Below are 14,225 nucleotides of genomic sequence, written 5' to 3'. Positions count from 1 at the left end.
CACGCCATGGACCTCGATGTCGTCGGGCTCTCCCGACTACAGTTCGCCCTGACGGCGCTCTACCACTTCCTGTTCGTCCCCCTGACACTGGGGCTGTCGATGCTGCTCGCCATCATGGAGACGGTCTACGTCATGACCGGCCGTCCCATCTGGCGGCAGATGACCAAGTTCTGGGGCGTGCTGTTCGGGATTAACTTCGCGATCGGGGTCTCGACCGGCCTCGTGATGGAGTTCCAGTTCGGCATGAACTGGAGCTACTACAGCCACTACGTGGGCGACGTGTTCGGCGCGCCGCTCGCGCTGGAAGGCTTGATGGCCTTCTTCCTGGAAGCCACCTTCGTCGGCCTGTTCTTCTTCGGCTGGGATCGCCTGAGCAAGGTGCAGCACCTGGTCGTGACCTGGCTGACCGCGCTCGGCACCAATTTCTCCGCGCTGTGGATCCTGATCGCCAACGGCTGGATGCAGAACCCGGTCGGCGCCGCCCTCAACCCGCAAACCATGCGCATGGAAGTCACCGACTTCGGCGCGGTGCTCGCCAATCCGGTGGCCCAGGCCAAGTTCGTGCATACGGTCTCGGCCGGCTACGTGGTGGCCGCGCTGTTCGTGCTGGGTGTGTCGGCCTGGTTCCTGCTCAAGGGGCGCCACGCCGACCTGGCCAGGCGCTCGATGACGGTCGCCGCTTCCTTCGGCCTGGCCGCCTCGCTGTCGGTGGTGGTGCTTGGCGACGAAAGCGGCTACCTCTCGACCGAGCACCAGAAGATGAAGCTGGCGGCGATCGAAGCCATGTGGCATACCGAACCGGCGCCGGCCGCCTTTACCGCCTTCGGCTTCCCCGACCAGGAGGCGCGCGAGACGCACTACGCCATCCACATCCCCTGGGTGATGGGCCTGATCGGCACGCGTTCGCTCGATACCGAAATCCCCGGCATCCACGACCTGGAGCAGCTGGCGCAGGTGCGCATCCGCCAGGGCCTGCAGGCCTATGACGCGCTCGAACAGATCCGCGCCCTGAACGGCGCCCCGGTGCCGGCGGCGCTGCAGGCACGCTTCGAGGAACACAGCGCGGTGCTGGGCTATGCGCTGCTGCTCAAGCGCTACGTCGACGATCCGCGCCGCGCCACTGAAGCGCAGATCCGCCAGGCCGCGCACGACACCATTCCCCAGGTCGCCCCGCTGTTCTGGTCCTTCCGTGTAATGGTGGCCCTCGGCATCTATTTCATCGTGCTGACCGCGACCTTCTTCGTGCTGTCGGCGCGGCGCCGCCTGGACGCCCACCGCTGGCTGCTCAGGCTGGCCGTGTGGTCGATCCCGCTGCCCTGGATTGCCGCCGAAGCCGGCTGGCTGGTGGCCGAACTGGGACGCCAGCCCTGGGCCATCGAAGGCGTGCTGCCGACCGCGGTCGCGGTCTCGAACCTGGGTATCCAGTCGGTGCTGGCAACGCTGCTGGGCTTCGTCGTGCTGTACACGATCCTGATCGTGGTCGAGATGAAGCTGATGCTCAAGGCGATCCGCAAGGGGCCGGAGCCGGAACCGGCGCAGCGCCCGTCCGCCACCATTCCAGCGCACGCGGCCGCGCCGCGCGCATCCCTCGCTACTGCGGAGTGACACCATGATTCTTCATACACTGCTCGACTACGACGTATTGCGCGTCATCTGGTGGGCCCTGCTGGGCGTGCTGCTGGTCGCGTTCGCGCTGACCGACGGCTTCGACCTGGGCACCGGCACCCTGCTGCCCTTCGTGGCCAGGACCGACCTCGAACGCCGGGTCGTGATCAACAGCGTCGGTCCCGTGTGGGAAGGCAACCAGGTCTGGCTGGTGCTCGGCGGCGGCGCGATCTTCGCCGCCTGGCCGCAGCTGTACGCGGTATCGTTCTCCGGCTTCTACCTGGCGATGGCGGCGGTGCTGCTGGCGCTGATCCTGCGTCCGGTGGGCTTCAAGTACCGCAGCAAGAACGAGGACCCGCGCTGGCGCGCGGCCTGGGACTGGGCGCTGTTCGTGGGGGGCTTCGTGCCGGCCCTGATCTTCGGCGTCGCCATGGGCAATGTGCTGCAGGGCGTGCCCTTCCGCATCGCGCCGGACATGCAGATCTTCTATGACGGCAGCTTCCTCGGCCTGCTCAATCCGTTCGCGCTGCTGTGCGGGCTGGTGTCGGTGGCCATGCTGGTCATGCATGGCGCCGCCTGGCTGGTCCTGAAGACCGAGGGCGCGGTCGCCACCCGGGCGCGGACCTGGGGCATGGGCGCCGCGCTGGCCGTGGTGCTGCTGTATGCGCTGGCCGGGTGGGCCATGGCGACCCACGTGGACGGCTACCGTATCACCAGCGACATCGTCACGCAGGGCGCATCGAACCCGCTGTTCAAGACCGTGGCAGGAATGGAAGGCGCCTGGTTCGCCAACTATGCGCAGCATCCGTGGACCCTGGGCGCGCCGGTGGCCGGCTTCGCCGGCGCCTTGCTGGCCCTGCTGGGACTGGCGCGCCGCCGCGAAGGGGCGACCATGCTGTTCTCCAGCCTGTCGATCGCCGGCATCGTGCTGAGCGTGGGCGCCTCGATGTTCCCCTTCATCCTGCCGTCCTCGATCCAGCCGGCGGCCAGCCTGACGGTCTGGGACGCCTCGTCGAGCCACCTGACGCTGTTCATCATGCTGGTGGGAGGGATGATCTTCCTGCCGATCATCGTCGCCTATACGAGCTGGGTGTACAAGGTCTTGTGGGGCAAGGTGGACGCGGCCGGCATCCGCGATGGCAACGGCCACGCATACTGATCAAGAAAGGAGTCTGATATGTGGTATTTCGCCTGGATTCTCGGCTTGCCGCTGGCGGCCGCCTTCGCGGTGCTGAACGCGATGTGGTTCGAGCTGATGGAAGACGCCGCGGACCGCCCCCCGGGCTGACCCGGCGCCTGCGGCGCGCACGGACGGAGGGCGCGCATAGTACACTGGCTGGGCTTTCCACCGCCTGTCATCCATGTCCACGCCTTCCTCCCCGACGTCCGCCGCCGCTTCCGCCCAGCCGGCGGCGGTGATGCAAATCCTGTTTTCGGTCGCTTTCGTCCACCTGCTGAACGACTGCGTGCAGGCCGTGCTGCCGGCCATCTACCCGCTGCTCAAGAACGAATTCGCGCTCAGCTTCACCCAGATCGGCCTGATCACGCTGACCTTCCAGTGCACCGCCTCGATCCTGCAGCCCTGGATCGGCCTGTATACCGACCGGCGGCCGATCCCCTTCCTGCTGCCGGCCGGGATGTGCGTCACGCTGGGCGGGGTCGCGCTGCTGTCGGTGGCCGGCAGCTTCGCCATGCTGTTGCTGGCGGCCGGCATGATCGGCATCGGTTCCTCTACCTTCCATCCGGAAGCCTCGCGCGTCGCGCGCCTGGCCTCGGGCGGGCGCTTCGGTTTCGCGCAATCGCTGTTCCAGGTCGGCGGCAACCTCGGCTCGGCCTTCGGGCCGCTGCTGGCCGCCGCCATCATCGTCGGCCGTGGGCAGGGCAAGATCGCCTGGCTGATGCTGCTGGTGCTGCTGGCGGTGGCGGTGCTGGTCGGCGTGAGCCGCTGGTATGCAGGCCACCTGCGCAAGGTGACGCGCAAGCTTGCCGTGCATGCGGGCCCTGGCCTGTCGCGCGGGCGCGTACTGTGGGCGCTCACGGTGCTGGCGCTGCTGGTGTTCTCGAAATACATCTACATGTCCAGCCTGTCGAGCTACTACACCTTCTTCCTGATCGAGAAGTTCCGGGTGTCGGTGGAGGCGGCGCAGATGTACCTGTTCCTGTTCCTGGCGGCGGTGGCGGCGGGCACCTTCGCCGGCGGCCCGATCGGCGACCGCATCGGCCGCAAGCGCGTGATCTGGTTCTCGATCCTGGGCGCGGCGCCCTTCGCGCTGGCGCTGCCCTACGCAAACCTGTTCTGGACCGCGGTGCTGTCGGTGGTGATCGGGCTGGTGATGTCCTCGGCCTTCTCGGCCATCGTGGTGTTCGCGCAGGAGCTGGTGCCGGACAAGGTAGGCATGATCGCCGGCCTGTTCTTCGGGCTGATGTTCGGCATCAGCGGCATCGGCGCCGCGGCGATGGGTGCGATCGCCGACACCACCGGCATCGAGCACGTGTACCGGGTGGCGTCTTTCTTGCCGCTGCTGGGCGTGCTGGCGGTGTTCCTGCCGCGGATGGACGCGGCGCGGCGCCGTTAAAACCCGCAGGGCCTTACAGCGCGCCGATCATCGCCTTGAGCTGGGCCAGCCGTTCCGGTCGCACGCAGTAGCAGACGCGCTGCAGGTCGGACGAGCCTTCGATCAGGCCGGCGTCCTTCAGGATCGAGACGTGCTTCGAGATGGTCGACGCGGCCAGCGGCAGCACGTCGGCCAGGCTGCCGAAGTAGCAGTCGCCGTGGCTGATCAGGTGGCGCAGCAGTTGCAGCCGGGCCGGATGGCCGATCGCCTTGCACAGGGCTGCGAGGTCGTCGATGTCGATGGGGGCGGGCGGCGTGGCCGCCGGGCCGCAGCAGGAACTGGTCATGGATGTCTTTGCTCTGGTGGACCTGCGAGGATAGGAAGCCGGCGCCGCGCCGTCAAGTTCCGGCGGGTTCGGGCGCATCCGCCAGCGTGGCCGGCTTGACCGCCGACAGGTAGAGCAGCAGCGAGGCCAGCGCGCAGCCGAACAGTACCAGCGGCAGCAGCATCGGACCCGCTGCGCCGGACATCAGCGCCGCCCCGACCAGCGGGCCGACGGCTTTCGACAGCAAGGAGGGCGCGGCCATGGCGCCGGTGATCGCGCCATAGTTGCGCGGCCCGAACAGCACGCGCGGCAGGGTGCCGCGGATGATGGTCAGCACGCCGTTGCTCATCCCGTAGAGCATGCAGAACAGCGCCACCGCCCAGGCGCGGGTGCCCAGCAGCGCCAGCGCCAGCAAGCCGAAGGGCAGGGTCGCGAACACGAAGCGTCCTACCACCTGCGGCGCCGCGTCGCGCGCCAGCGTGCGTTCGCCGATGCGGCCGGCCACCTGCATCGGCCCCACCAGGGCGGCCAGCAGCACGGCGCTGGCGGCGCTGTGGCCGAGCGCCTGCAGCAGCGGAATCAGGTTGATCGCCAGCGCCGAAAAGATGAACACGTTGGCCGAGAAGGCCAGCGCCAGCTTCCAGAAGGCCGGATGGCGGATCGCCTCGGCCAGCGTGTGGCTGTCGCGCGGCGCATGCGCGCATGCGGGCGGGCGGGCGGCGTCGCGCCCCAGCCAGAGGTGCAGCGGCAGGCAGGCCGCCAGTTGCAGCACGGCGTAGGCCAGGAAGGTGTCGCGCCAGCCGATGCGCGCCGCGACGAACTGCGTGAGCGGCCAGAAGATGGTGCTGGCGAAACCGGCGAACAGGGTCAGGTTCGAGATCGCGCGCGGGGCGCCCGTCTCGAGCTTGCGGTTGATGGTGGCGAATGCCGCTTCGTACAGGGTCAGCGCCATGGCCAGCCCGATCACGGTCCAGGCGCCGAAATACGATGCGGTGCCGCTGCACTTCGACAGCCAGGCCAGGCCGACGGCGCTGCCGACCGAACCGCCGGCCATCACCCAGCGCCCGCCGTGGCGGTCGACCAGGGCGCCGACCGGCGTGGCGGCCACGCCCGCCACCAACAGGCTCCACGAGAAGGCGGCGAACGCGGTCTCGGCCGACATGCCGAGCTCGCGCTGGATCGCCGGCGCCAGGACGGCAAAGGCGTAGTACAGCGAGCCCCACGATGCGATTTGCGTGAAGGCGAGGATGCCGATGGTCTTGCGTGCGGGCGACAAGTGCTTCTCCTGGATCGATGGGGATGGACGCTCAGCAGCAGGTGGCGTCGGCAGCCTTTACTGTACAGCAGCTCGGCGCCGCCTGCTGGTAGACCCGGCGGGTATTGCAGACGCCCGTTTCCGGCAACTCGAGCTGGACGTCGTCCGCGGCGGTGAAGTCGCCCGCCAGCGCCGCCACCACCGAGCGCACCTGCTCGTAGCCGGTGGCCAGCAGGAAGTTCGGGGCCCGGCCGTAGCTCTTGGCGCCGACCGCGTAGTAGCCGGCTTCCGGGTGCGCCAGCTCGCGGTGGCCGTGCGGGCGCACGCTGCCGCAGCTGTGCTCGTTGGGATCGATCAGCGGGGCCAGCGCGTCGGTGCTCTCCAGCCACGGGTCGTGGCGCGTGCGCAGCTCGCGCGTGATCGACAGGTCGGGCCGCGCACCGGTGGCGCACACGATTTCGTCGATGCCTTCGATGCGGTGTCCGACGGCGTCGATCACGGTCAGGCCGCCATCTTCTTCCTGCACGCGCACGATCGGGAAGTCCTGGCGCATCTCCAGTTGTCCGGTGTCGCGCAGCGCCTGCAGGCGCTGGCCCAGCTGGCCGCGCGCCGGCAGGCCGTCCGCATCGCCGCCGCCGAACACGCGCGCCAGATTGCTGCCGCGGGTTGCCCACACCAGCTGCGTGCCCGCCTGTTCGGTGGCGAGCTGCGCCAGCGCCAGCAGGGTGCCCGCGGCGGAGTGGCCGGCGCCCACCACCAGCACGCGCTTGCCCGCATAACGGGCGCGCCGGCTGCCCAGCACGTCGGGCATGCCGTAGGCGATGCGCGCGGCCAGCGCCGCTTCGCCGAGCGCCGGGATGCCGCTGGCGCCGAGCGGATTGGGCTGCGACCAGGTGCCGGTGGCGTCGATCACGGCGCGCGCCAGGAACTCGCGCGGGCCGTCGGGCGTTTCGGTGCGGACCAGGAACGGCGCTTCGCTGCGGCCGCGGGTCTTCACCTTGTCGGTCGCGCTACGGGTGATGGCGGTGACGCGGTGCTGCAGGCGCAGCGATTGCGCGATGCCGGGCAGGGCGGCCAGCGGCGCCAGGTAGCCTTCGAGCAGTTCGCCGGCGCTCGGCAGCGCATCCGGCGCCGGCATGGTCCAGCCGGCATCCTCGAGCAGGCGGCGTGCGGCGCGGTCGACGTTGTACTGCCAGGGCGAGAACAGGCGCACGTGGCGGTAGCTGTCCAGGTTGGCGCCGACGCTGCTGCCGGCTTCCAGCAGCAGGGGCGTCATGCCGCGTGTGCGCAGCTGCGCGCAAGCGGCAAGTCCGACGGGGCCGGCGCCGAGGACGGCAACGGGAAGGGTGGCATCGATCTGGTGCATGGCGTCTCTCCTGATGGTTTGGTTATTGAATGTTCGTTATTCGTCGTTCGACGAAATAAGAATAAGCGTCTTGTCATCAATCTGTCAAATTATTTCGATAATATTCGAAGGGTCAATCAAGCGAGGTATAATTCGATAACTATGGAAACGACAAAACAGGCTCCGATGGACACCAGGGCGGCCATTGCCGCGCTCGCCGCGCTGGCCCAGGATTCGCGGCTGGCGACCTTTCGCCTGCTGGTGCAGGCCGGCCCGGCCGGCATGGCCGCCAGCAAGATCGCCGAGGCGCTGGCCCTGCCGGCGTCCTCGCTCTCCTTTCACCTGAAGGAGCTCAGCCACGCCGGCCTGATCGTGGCGCGCCAGGAAGGGCGCTTCATCATCTATGCGGCGCAATTCGAGACCATGAACGCCCTGCTGGGCTTCCTCACCGAGAACTGCTGCGGCGGCAATCCCTGCATGCCGGCCTGCGGCTTTCCTGCCCCATCCATCTGACCCACCATGCACATCCTGTTTCTTTGCACCGGCAATTCCTGCCGTTCGCTCATCAGCGAAGCCGTCTTCAATCATCTTGCCCCTGCCGGCTGGCGTGCGCTCAGCGCCGGCAGCCAGCCCACCGGCCGCCTGAACGCGCGCGCGCTGCAGCTGCTGGCGGAGAAGGGCATCCCGACCGCGGGCTACTACAGCAAGTCCTGGGACGGTCTGCCGGTCACGCCCGACATCGTCGTCACGGTCTGCGCCAGCGCGGCCGGCGAAACCTGCCCGGCCTACCTTGGCCCGGTATTGCGCACCCATTGGGGCGTCGAGGACCCGAGCCATGTCGAAGGCACGCCGGAAGAAATCACTGCCGCCTTCGAGCGCGCCTACGCCATCCTGCGCGCCCGCATCGAGGCCTTCCTGGCCCTGCCGCTAAATGCGCTGGCGCAGGACCGCACCCGCCTGAAGACGGAGCTGGACCGCATCGGCGGCCTGCTGCCGGCGTGACGGGAGATCGCGCTTGCTGCCCGCTTTCCTGATCTTCCTGGCCACCCTGGTCCTCGTCATCTGGCAGCCGCGCGGCCTCGGCATCGGCTGGAGCGCCTCCGCCGGCGCCATCGCCGCCTTGCTGGCCGGCGTGATCCAGCCCGCCGACATTCCGGTCGTGTGGCACATCGTCTGGAATGCCACCGGCGCCTTCGTCGCGGTGATCATCATCAGCCTGCTGCTGGACAAGGCCGGCTTCTTCGAATGGGCCGCGCTGCACGTGGCGCGCTGGGGCCGCGGCAATGGCCGGCGCCTGTTCGTGCTGCTGGTGCTGCTGGGCGCGGCGGTGGCGGCGCTGTTCGCCAACGACGGCGCGGCGCTGATCCTCACGCCGATCGTCATCGCCATGCTGGCCGCGCTGCGCTTTTCGCCGAAGGCCACGCTGGCCTTCGTGATGGCGGCCGGCTTCATCGCCGACACGGCCAGCCTGCCGCTGGTGGTGTCGAACCTGGTCAACATCGTCTCGGCCGACTACTTCGGCATCGGCTTCGCGCGCTATGCCGCCGTGATGGCGCCGGTGAACCTGGTCTCGGTCGCGGCCACCCTGGGCGCGCTGCTCTGGTTCTTCGGCAAGGACATCCCGCAGGACTACGACCTGGCCCAGCTGCGCCGCCCGGTCGACGCCATCCACGACCGCGCCACCTTCATCGCCGGCTGGTGGGTGCTGGCGATGCTGCTGGCGGGCTTCTTCTGGCTGGACGAGGCAGGCATTCCGATCAGCGCGGTGGCCGCTGCGGGCGCACTGGTGCTGTTGGTCGTCGCCGCGCGCGGCCACCGCATCGCCACGCGCGAGGTGCTGCGCGGTGCGCCCTGGCAGGTGGTGGTCTTCTCGCTCGGCATGTACCTGGTGGTCTACGGGCTGCGCAACGCCGGCCTGACGGATTACCTGACGGCGCTGCTGGAGCGCTGCGCCGAGTACGGCGTCTGGGGCGCGGCCCTGGGCACCGGCGTGATCACGGCGCTGCTGTCCTCGATCATGAACAACATGCCCACCGTGCTGGTGGGAGCGCTGTCGATCGACGCCACCTCCACCACCGGCGCGGTGCGCGAGGCGATGGTCTATGCCAACGTGATCGGCAGCGACCTCGGTCCCAAGATCACGCCGATCGGCAGCCTGGCCACGCTGCTGTGGCTGCACGTCCTGGCGAGTAAGGGGATCGCGATCTCCTGGGGCTATTATTTCAGGGTCGGCGTGGTGCTCACGCTGCCGATCCTCTTGATCACGTTGGCCGCGCTGGCGCTGCGCGTGGGCTGACAAGGAAAGACCATGGACAAGATTCCCGACCTCCCCAACATCAACCCGGAACAGCTCGACATGCCCAGCATGGACAAGCTGGCTCCGGTCGGCGACATGGACCATCCGCCGCGCATCCTGATGCTGTACGGCTCGCTGCGCGAGCGCTCGTTCAGCCGCTTCCTCACCTTCGAGGCGGCGCGCATCCTCGAACACTTCGGCGCCGAAGTGAAGATCTTCGATCCATCGGCGCTGCCGATGGCGGGCAGCGTGCCGGAGACCCACCCGAAGGTGGTCGAGCTGCGCGCACTGTCGCTGTGGTCGGAAGGGCAGGTGTGGTGCAGCCCGGAGCGCCACGGCGCGATCACCGCGGTGATGAAGAACCAGATCGACTGGATCCCGCTGGAGCAGGGCGCGCTGCGCCCGAGCCAGGGCCGCACGCTGGCCGTGATGCAGGTGTGCGGCGGCTCGCAATCGTTCAACGTGGTGAACACGATGCGCCTGCTGGGACGCTGGATGCGCATGTTCACGATTCCGAACCAGTCCTCGGTGCCGATGGCCTACAAGGAATTCGACGAAGCCGGCCGGATGCGGCCCTCGGCCTATTACGACCGGGTGGTGGACGTGATGGAGGAGCTTTTCAAGATCACCCTGCTCATGCGCGGGCGCAGCGACTACCTGACCGACCGCTACAGCGAGCGCAGCGAGCGTGCGCTGCGCAAGATTAACGCGCAGATCGAGAAACTATAGAGGAAGGCGATGCAGCCCACACGTGTCCGACTGAGCAGGAAGAAGGGCTGGAAGCTGCCGCCGAATACAGTGTCGGTAGCGCGTCCGGGCCGCTGGGGCAATCCGTTCTCGGTGGTGCCGGATGCGACGCCCGGCACGCCGGTCGGCACCCGCTACACCGCCATGCCGAGCGTGGCGGAGGCGGTGGCCGCCTTCCGGCGTTGGCTGGAAGAGGATCCGACCGGACGCCGGCTGGCGGCCGAGGCGCGCGCGGCGCTGCGCGGCAAGAACCTGGCCTGCTGGTGCCCGCTGGACGGGCCCTGCCATGCCGAGGTTTTACTGGACGTCGCCAACCGATCGGTCTAGTTGGCCGCGACCACGCTGCCGATGCCCGACACCGACTTGTTCACCACCCGCGGGCTGCCGTAGTAGGTGAGGTTGCCCATGCCGCGTACATTGGCATTGAGTTTGTTCTTGGCGTAGATGTGGACCGCGCCGATGCCTTCGAAGCTGACGTCGGCATCCTGCGCGCGCAGCGCCTTGGTGTCGACTTCGCCCACGCCCTGGGCGCGCAGGCGCAGTTCGCGTACTTCGCCGTCGATGGCGAGGCGGCCGGCGCCGCGGTAGTTCACGTCGAGCTGGTCGCCGCGCATGTTCACCAGGCGCAGCAGGCCGGCGCCTTCCCCCTTGAAGGTCTGCAGCGCCGGCATCGTCACGACCACGCGGTCGCCGCTGTCGATGTTGCTGCGCGGGCTGTCCTTCATGTTCAGGCGCAGTTCGCCGTCCACGACTTCGCTGGTCACGCGCTCGATGAAGCGCGGGTCGCCGTACACCTTCATGGAATACGCCTTGCCGGCTTCCACCACCAGGTTGACCGGGCCGTGTACGGACACGCCCTGGAACGGCACGAGCTTGCGTGCCTGCTCGTCGGCGTGGGCGTTCAGGGGCATGGTCAATGCAGCGACGGACAGGGCGGTGGCGAGAATCAGGCGTTGCATGGTGGTCTCCCGTAAGTGGTATGAAGCCATTCTAGGGAGCGGCGCGGCGCCTTGGACAGCGTTTGCGACGAACTGCAAAAATGCGATCCTGAGCCGTCATAAAGACGGAATATGTGTATATCGCAAGAAGGACGCGCCCGGCGTCAATACGGCTGTGTGCGTTGTTGCACATTTGTCCTGCCAGAACGCGAAAAAACCGTGCGCACGATTGCGTCCGTGACAATATTGTCGAGGAGTTAAGGCTATAATTTTTCTCGTCCACTTGCGTAGCCGATACCATGCACATCTCTACCGTTACCTTACCTGAAATGAAGCTCGCCGGGCTGCCACTTGCAGGTCCGCTCTCAGTACTGGAAGCGGACATGCCGGACATCTGGAGCACCTTCCTCGAGCGCGAAAGCGAACTCGGCGAAACCAATGGGATGCGCTACGGCGTCAGCCTGCAAGACAAGCATGGCGTACGCGTCGAATGCGTCGCCGCCGAAGTCGCCGACCTGAACAATCTGCCGCCGGGCATGATCGGGATCCGCATCCCGGAACGCCGCTACGCGATGCTGACCCACCGCGGGCCGGTGACGCGGGTGCAGGCCACCTACCTGACCGGCTACGCCGCAATCGAGCAGCTGGGCATGGTGCAGGACGAGGAAGGCTGGCGCATCGAACGCTACGACCGGCGCTATACGCCGGCGCTGCACGACGGCAACCGTCCGGATAACGCCTACGATATCCTGATCCCGCTACTGTAAGACGCCGCGCATGCGCGACGCGTGAAATTGGTGCCGGTATATTTCCCGACCGCCGGCGCCGGTAGGGCGGGTTTGCACCGCCAACATCCCTTCCCAAGGACAGCTGCATTCTGCCTGCCGATTGTGACAGGCGTTTGACCAGCCGCGGCCGCCTTAGCGGGTATCGTCCTCGACCCCGTCGCCGGGTTCCTCGTGGGTGGCTGCGAACGCCGCGCTTTCGGTGCAGTGCACGATCTCGTCGTCGCTGTCTTCCGTGAGTTCCGGCGGGCTGAGCATGTCGTCCAGCATGGCCCGCAGCTCGGGCGTATCCCAGTTCACACCGGTACGCTCGCAGCGCTGGATGTAGTTGAGCACTTCCCGGTTCTGGGCAGGGCTCAGCGGGAGTCCGCGCCAGGTCTTGGCCGGACTGAGTTCGTTTTTCATGATGGCCTCGCTTCGCGACCAGCGGCCGCGCCACGCCCACTATACGCCCTGCGCCCATATCGGGCGCGCGGCATGGCGTCCATATCGCCGTCAATATTCCAGTAAGCAATAAAAGCACGGATAATGCCTGGTTTCCATTCCACGCAACACGGAGCAGGCAGTGCAAGACCAGGTCCCCCACGAGAGCACCCCACAGCAACCCGACGATCCGGCCCGCCGCCGCATGATGCAGGCGGCCGCCGCCGGCCTGTCGCTGGCCGTCCCCGGACTGGCCGAGGCCAAGCCGGCCAAGCCGGTCAAGCCGGCGCCGCCCGGCCCCGGCTCGTTCGACGCCAAGCTGCGCGCGCACGTCAAGAACGTGGTCGTGATCTACCTCGAGAACCGCAGCTTCAACAACCTGTTCGCCGATTTCCCGGGCCTGGCTTCGCCCTTGTCCGCATTGCCGCCGGCGAGCGTGCAGCAGAAGGACCGCGACGGCTCTGTGCTGCCGACCCTGCCCAAGGTCTGGGGCGGCATGGTGCCGGGGCGCCAGAACATCGGCGGCAAGGATTACCTGGTGAAGGAAGACGACATCCAGGGCCTGCCGAACGCGCCCTGGAAGCTCACGGATGCCGACGGCAAGCCGCTGCCGGAAGGCCTTGTCACGCGCGACCTGGTGCACCAGTTCTACCACAACCAGATGCAGATCAACGGCGGCCGCAACGACGGTTTCGCCGCCTGGTCGGATGCCGGCGGCATGGTGATGGGCTATTACGGCGAGGCGAACAAGAACCTGGGCCTGTGGCAGATCGCGCGCGAGTACACGCTGTGCGACAACTTCTTCATGGCGGCCTTCGGCGGCTCCTACCTGAACCACCAGTTCCTGATCAGCGGCCGCACGCCGGAGTATTTCGATGCGGCGTCGACCCCGGCGAAATCGAAGATCGCGGTGCTGGCCGACGGCCCCACCGGCACCCGGCTGGCGCTGGAGCCGAAGTCGCCGAAGTCGGCGCTCGAGGGCAAGCCGAAGTTCGTGCGCAACGGCGCCATCACGCCGGACGGCTACGCGGTCAACACCATGGCCCCGCCTTACCAGCCGAGCTGGGTGAAGCCGGCGCCGGGCGGCGATCCGCAACTGGCCGACCCGCAGGATCCGTCGACCCTGCCGCCGCAGACCTACAAGACCATCGGCGACCTGCTGAGTGAACACGGCGTGAGCTGGGCCTGGTACGCCGGCGCCTGGGAGGCGGCGCTGGATGGCCGCGGCGCCGGACAGCGCCCGAATTTCCAGCACCATCACCAGCCCTTCAATTACTTCAAGCAGTTCGCGCCGGGCACCAGGGCGCGTGAAGAGCACCTGGTTGATGGCGGCCTGGGCGACAGCCCGATCTCGAACCGCTTCATTGCCGACGCGGTGGCCGGCAAGCTGCCGGCCGTCAGCTTCTACAAGCCGCAGGGCAACCTGAACCTGCATGCCGGCTATTCGGACATCGAATCGGGCGACGCCCACGTGGCCAACGTGATCGAGCACCTCAAGAAGTCGCCGCAGTGGAAGGACATGGTGGTGGTGATCACCTTCGACGAGAACGGCGGCTGGTGGGACCACGTGGCGCCGCCGCAGGGCGACCGCTGGGGGCCGGGCTCGCGCATCCCGGCCATCGTGGTGTCGCCGCACGCCAAGCGCGGCGCCGTGGACCACAACTTCTACGACACCACCTCGATCCTGCGCTTCATCACGCGCCTGCACGGCCTGCCGCTGCTGGAAGGCCTGGCCGCGCGCAATGCCGCGTTCGAGGCGCGCGGCGCCCGCCCGCCGGGCGACCTGAGCGCCACGCTGCGCTTCCGCTGAACGGGTGACATGCCCGGCAGGCCAGTCCGCGGACTGGCCTTTTTTACGCCTGAATGATGGGGAAATTGCTATACGGCTAACGTGCGCTGTTCCGAAATACCCGGCGATACACTCGAATGCGCTCGACATCGTGTGATGTCA

General features: G+C 67.7%; 16 protein-coding genes. 11 read left to right on the top strand and 5 right to left on the bottom strand.

Annotation, left to right across the window (positions count from 1 at the left end; all coding sequences use genetic code 11):
* The first annotated feature begins 6 nt into the window (after positions 1-6).
* The 4 genes from AB3347_RS19510 (at position 7) to AB3347_RS19495 (ending at position 4,181) form a co-directional block, all read left to right on the top strand.
* Entirely contained in the window at positions 7-1,605 is a 1,599-nt protein-coding gene (locus AB3347_RS19510; protein WP_369093379.1) for a cytochrome ubiquinol oxidase subunit I, read from the top strand.
* Positions 1,606-1,609: 4 nt separating this feature from the next.
* Complete coding sequence (cydB, locus tag AB3347_RS19505) at positions 1,610-2,764, top strand: cytochrome d ubiquinol oxidase subunit II (protein ID WP_369093378.1); 1,155 nt, start codon at positions 1,610-1,612, stop codon at positions 2,762-2,764.
* An 18-nt stretch (positions 2,765-2,782) separates the two neighbouring features.
* Positions 2,783-2,893: a cytochrome bd-I oxidase subunit CydX gene (cydX, locus tag AB3347_RS19500; RefSeq protein WP_369093377.1), complete on the top strand. Its 111-nt coding sequence runs from the start codon at positions 2,783-2,785 to the stop codon at positions 2,891-2,893.
* A 130-nt stretch (positions 2,894-3,023) separates the two neighbouring features.
* Positions 3,024-4,181 carry an MFS transporter gene (locus AB3347_RS19495; protein WP_369093376.1) on the top strand — a complete coding sequence of 386 codons (1,158 nt, stop codon included), beginning with the start codon at positions 3,024-3,026 and terminating at the stop codon, positions 4,179-4,181.
* Between the two features lie 13 nt (positions 4,182-4,194).
* On the opposite strand, the gene AB3347_RS19490 is transcribed toward AB3347_RS19495, so the two are convergent.
* The 3 genes from AB3347_RS19490 to AB3347_RS19480 are packed head-to-tail and all read right to left on the bottom strand — an operon-like array spanning position 4,195 to position 7,106.
* Positions 4,195-4,506 (bottom strand): ArsR/SmtB family transcription factor, encoded by a 312-nt coding sequence (locus tag AB3347_RS19490; protein ID WP_369093375.1) that lies wholly within the window; start codon positions 4,504-4,506, stop codon positions 4,195-4,197.
* A gap of 52 nt (positions 4,507-4,558) precedes the next feature.
* Positions 4,559-5,761, bottom strand: coding sequence for an MFS transporter (locus AB3347_RS19485; RefSeq protein WP_369093374.1), 1,203 nt, complete (start codon positions 5,759-5,761; stop codon positions 4,559-4,561).
* A gap of 31 nt (positions 5,762-5,792) precedes the next feature.
* Positions 5,793-7,106, bottom strand: a complete 1,314-nt coding sequence (locus AB3347_RS19480) for an NAD(P)-binding domain-containing protein (protein ID WP_369093373.1) — start codon at positions 7,104-7,106, stop codon at positions 5,793-5,795.
* Positions 7,107-7,271: 165 nt separating this feature from the next.
* Between AB3347_RS19480 and AB3347_RS19475 the strand changes: the two genes are divergently transcribed.
* Genes AB3347_RS19475 through AB3347_RS19455 form a run of 5 tightly spaced genes read left to right on the top strand, consistent with a single transcriptional unit; the run spans position 7,272 to position 10,455 of the window.
* Positions 7,272-7,598, top strand: coding sequence for an ArsR/SmtB family transcription factor (locus tag AB3347_RS19475; protein WP_369093485.1), 327 nt, complete (start codon positions 7,272-7,274; stop codon positions 7,596-7,598).
* Between the two features lie 6 nt (positions 7,599-7,604).
* Positions 7,605-8,087 (top strand): arsenate reductase ArsC, encoded by a 483-nt coding sequence (locus AB3347_RS19470; RefSeq protein WP_369093372.1) that lies wholly within the window; start codon positions 7,605-7,607, stop codon positions 8,085-8,087.
* Between the two features lie 13 nt (positions 8,088-8,100).
* Positions 8,101-9,381 (top strand): arsenic transporter, encoded by a 1,281-nt coding sequence (locus tag AB3347_RS19465; protein ID WP_369093371.1) that lies wholly within the window; start codon positions 8,101-8,103, stop codon positions 9,379-9,381.
* 12 nt (positions 9,382-9,393) lie between these two features.
* Entirely contained in the window at positions 9,394-10,110 is a 717-nt protein-coding gene (arsH, locus tag AB3347_RS19460; RefSeq protein ID WP_369093370.1) for an arsenical resistance protein ArsH, read from the top strand.
* 9 nt (positions 10,111-10,119) lie between these two features.
* Complete coding sequence (locus AB3347_RS19455; protein WP_369093369.1) at positions 10,120-10,455, top strand: DUF4326 domain-containing protein; 336 nt, start codon at positions 10,120-10,122, stop codon at positions 10,453-10,455.
* Here the strand turns inward: AB3347_RS19455 and AB3347_RS19450 are convergent.
* On the bottom strand, positions 10,452-11,087 hold the full coding sequence (locus tag AB3347_RS19450) for a DUF2807 domain-containing protein (protein ID WP_369093368.1): 636 nt from the start codon (positions 11,085-11,087) through the stop codon (positions 10,452-10,454). The two genes, AB3347_RS19455 and AB3347_RS19450, sit on opposite strands and share 4 nt — an antisense overlap.
* A 278-nt stretch (positions 11,088-11,365) precedes the next feature.
* On the opposite strand from AB3347_RS19450, the gene AB3347_RS19445 reads away from it, so the two are divergent.
* Positions 11,366-11,833 (top strand): GyrI-like domain-containing protein, encoded by a 468-nt coding sequence (locus AB3347_RS19445; protein ID WP_369093367.1) that lies wholly within the window; start codon positions 11,366-11,368, stop codon positions 11,831-11,833.
* Between the two features lie 153 nt (positions 11,834-11,986).
* Here AB3347_RS19445 and AB3347_RS19440 read toward each other — a convergent pair whose 3' ends face one another.
* Positions 11,987-12,256: a hypothetical protein gene (locus AB3347_RS19440; RefSeq protein WP_369093366.1), complete on the bottom strand. Its 270-nt coding sequence runs from the start codon at positions 12,254-12,256 to the stop codon at positions 11,987-11,989.
* Positions 12,257-12,416: 160 nt separating this feature from the next.
* On the opposite strand from AB3347_RS19440, the gene AB3347_RS19435 reads away from it, so the two are divergent.
* A complete protein-coding gene (locus tag AB3347_RS19435; protein WP_369093365.1) occupies positions 12,417-14,084 on the top strand; it encodes an acid phosphatase in 1,668 nt (555 codons plus the stop codon).
* Positions 14,085-14,225: the final 141 nt, after the last annotated feature.

This window comes from Massilia sp. X63, assembly GCF_041023745.1.
Taxonomy (GTDB): Bacteria; Pseudomonadota; Gammaproteobacteria; order Burkholderiales; family Burkholderiaceae_D; genus Telluria.
This window is presented reverse-complemented; position numbering and strand designations above follow the sequence as displayed.

Excerpts from the sequence above, each read along its gene's own strand:
- AB3347_RS19480 (WP_369093373.1), bottom strand. The coding sequence starts at position 7,106 with ATGCACCAGATCGATGCCACCCTTCCCGTTGCCGTCCTCGGCGCCGGC.
- AB3347_RS19470 (WP_369093372.1), top strand. The coding sequence starts at position 7,605 with ATGCACATCCTGTTTCTTTGCACCGGCAATTCCTGCCGTTCGCTCATC.
- arsH (WP_369093370.1), top strand. The coding sequence starts at position 9,394 with ATGGACAAGATTCCCGACCTCCCCAACATCAACCCGGAACAGCTCGAC.
- AB3347_RS19495 (WP_369093376.1), top strand. The coding sequence starts at position 3,024 with ATGCAAATCCTGTTTTCGGTCGCTTTCGTCCACCTGCTGAACGACTGC.
- AB3347_RS19510 (WP_369093379.1), top strand. The coding sequence starts at position 7 with ATGGACCTCGATGTCGTCGGGCTCTCCCGACTACAGTTCGCCCTGACG.
- AB3347_RS19490 (WP_369093375.1), bottom strand. The coding sequence starts at position 4,506 with ATGACCAGTTCCTGCTGCGGCCCGGCGGCCACGCCGCCCGCCCCCATC.
- AB3347_RS19450 (WP_369093368.1), bottom strand. The coding sequence starts at position 11,087 with ATGCAACGCCTGATTCTCGCCACCGCCCTGTCCGTCGCTGCATTGACC.
- AB3347_RS19445 (WP_369093367.1), top strand. The coding sequence starts at position 11,366 with ATGCACATCTCTACCGTTACCTTACCTGAAATGAAGCTCGCCGGGCTG.
- cydX (WP_369093377.1), top strand. The coding sequence starts at position 2,783 with ATGTGGTATTTCGCCTGGATTCTCGGCTTGCCGCTGGCGGCCGCCTTC.
- cydB (WP_369093378.1), top strand. The coding sequence starts at position 1,610 with ATGATTCTTCATACACTGCTCGACTACGACGTATTGCGCGTCATCTGG.
- AB3347_RS19455 (WP_369093369.1), top strand. The coding sequence starts at position 10,120 with ATGCAGCCCACACGTGTCCGACTGAGCAGGAAGAAGGGCTGGAAGCTG.
- AB3347_RS19440 (WP_369093366.1), bottom strand. The coding sequence starts at position 12,256 with ATGAAAAACGAACTCAGTCCGGCCAAGACCTGGCGCGGACTCCCGCTG.
- AB3347_RS19475 (WP_369093485.1), top strand. The coding sequence starts at position 7,272 with ATGGACACCAGGGCGGCCATTGCCGCGCTCGCCGCGCTGGCCCAGGAT.